General features: G+C 45.1%; 1 rRNA gene. It reads left to right on the top strand.

The window, feature by feature from the left end:
* Positions 1 to 243 precede the first annotated feature (243 nt).
* A 16S ribosomal RNA gene (locus tag CKF59_RS01335) occupies positions 244 to 1776 on the top strand.
* The last annotated feature ends 17 nt before the right edge of the window (positions 1777 to 1793 follow it).

Genomic DNA, 1793 nt, shown 5'->3' with positions numbered 1-1793 from the left:
AAAAAATACATTATTTAGTACTCATAAGAAACTAAATAAAACTAAATATTCTACTTGAATATGTTTTACTATCGACTAGTTATAATGACCTGATTAATTCATTAATAAAGTTTATATATAGGATTTTTGGTTTGTAGAAACCTTAGTTTTATTAGCTATATATAGATGATTATTTAAGCAATTAAATAAAGATTAGATCAGTAGTTTTAACGAGTTTATAGATCAAATATATTTTTATATCTTCAATTGAAGAGTTTGATCATGGCTCAGATTGAACGCTGGCGGCAGGCTTAACACATGCAAGTCGAACGGTAACAGGAGAGAGCTTGCTCTCTTGCTGACGAGTGGCGGACGGGTGAGTAATGCTTGGGAATCTGCCTATAGATGGGGGATAACCATTGGAAACGATGGCTAATACCGCGTAATATCGAGAGATTATAGAGTGCTATTTGGTACTTGTCTATAGATGAGCCCAAGTGAGATTAGCTAGTTGGTGAGGTAATGGCTCACCAAGGCGACGATCTCTAGCTGGTTTGAGAGAATGACCAGCCACACTGGAACTGAGACACGGTCCAGACTTCTACGGAAGGCAGCAGTGGGGAATATTGGACAATGGGGGCAACCCTGATCCAGCCATGCCGCGTGTATGAAGAAGGCCTTAGGGTTGTAAAGTACTTTCGGTAATGAGGAAGGTTGATATTGAAGGATATTGACTTGACGTTAGTTACAGAAGAAGCACCGGCTAACTCCGTGCCAGCAGCCGCGGTAATACGGAGGGTGCGAGCGTTAATCGGAATTACTGGGCGTAAAGGGCACGCAGGCGGATTGGCAAGTTAGATGTGAAAGCCCCGAGCTTAACTTGGGAATAGCATTTAAAACTACTAATCTAGAGTTGTTTAGGGAGGGGTAGAATTTCTCGTGTAACAGTGAAATGTGTAGAGATGAGAAGGAATACCGAAGGCGAAGGCAGCCCCTTGGGAACAAACTGACGCTCATGTGCGAAAGCGTGGGGAGCAAACAGGATTAGATACCCTGGTAGTCCACGCCGTAAACGATCTCGATTTGGAGGCTGGAGCTTTATGTTTTGGCTTTCGTAGCTAACGCGTTAAATCGAGCGCCTGGGGAGTACGGCCGCAAGGTTAAAACTCAAATGAATTGACGGGGGCCCGCACAAGCGGTGGAGCATGTGGTTTAATTCGACGCAACGCGTAGAACCTTACCTACTCTTGACATCTAGAGAATCCTTGAGAGATCGAGGAGTGCCTTCGGGAGCTCTAAGACAGGTGCTGCATGGCTGTCGTCAGCTCGTGTTGTGAAATGTTGGGTTAAGTCTCGCAACGAGCGCAACCCCCATCTTTAGTTGCTACATTAAGTTGAGAACTCTAAAGAGACTGCCGGTGATAAGCCGGAGGAAGGTGGGGATGACGTCAAGTCATCATGGCCCTTATGAGTAGGGCTACACACGTGCTACAATGGTTTATACAGAGGGTTGCGAGACGGCGACGTTAAGCTAATCCCTTAAAGTAAATCTAAGTCCGGATTGTAGTCTGCAACTCGACTACATGAAGTCGGAATCGCTAGTAATCGCAAATCAGAATGTTGCGGTGAATACGTTCCCGGGCCTTGTACACACCGCCCGTCAAACCATGGGAGTGGTTTGTACCAGAAGTAGATAGCTTAACCTTCGGGAGGGCGTTTACCACGGTATGAATCGTGACTGGGGTTAAGTCGTAACAAGGTAACCGTAGGGGAACCTGCGGTTGGATTACCTCCTTATAAAAGTACTAGATGTA

Origin of the sequence: Psittacicella gerlachiana (genome assembly GCF_003585965.1) — a bacterium.
In the GTDB taxonomy this organism is placed as follows: domain Bacteria; phylum Pseudomonadota; class Gammaproteobacteria; order Enterobacterales; family Psittacicellaceae; genus Psittacicella; species Psittacicella gerlachiana.
Note: the sequence above shows the minus strand (reverse complement) of the source record. Positions and strands in the feature narration are given on the sequence as shown.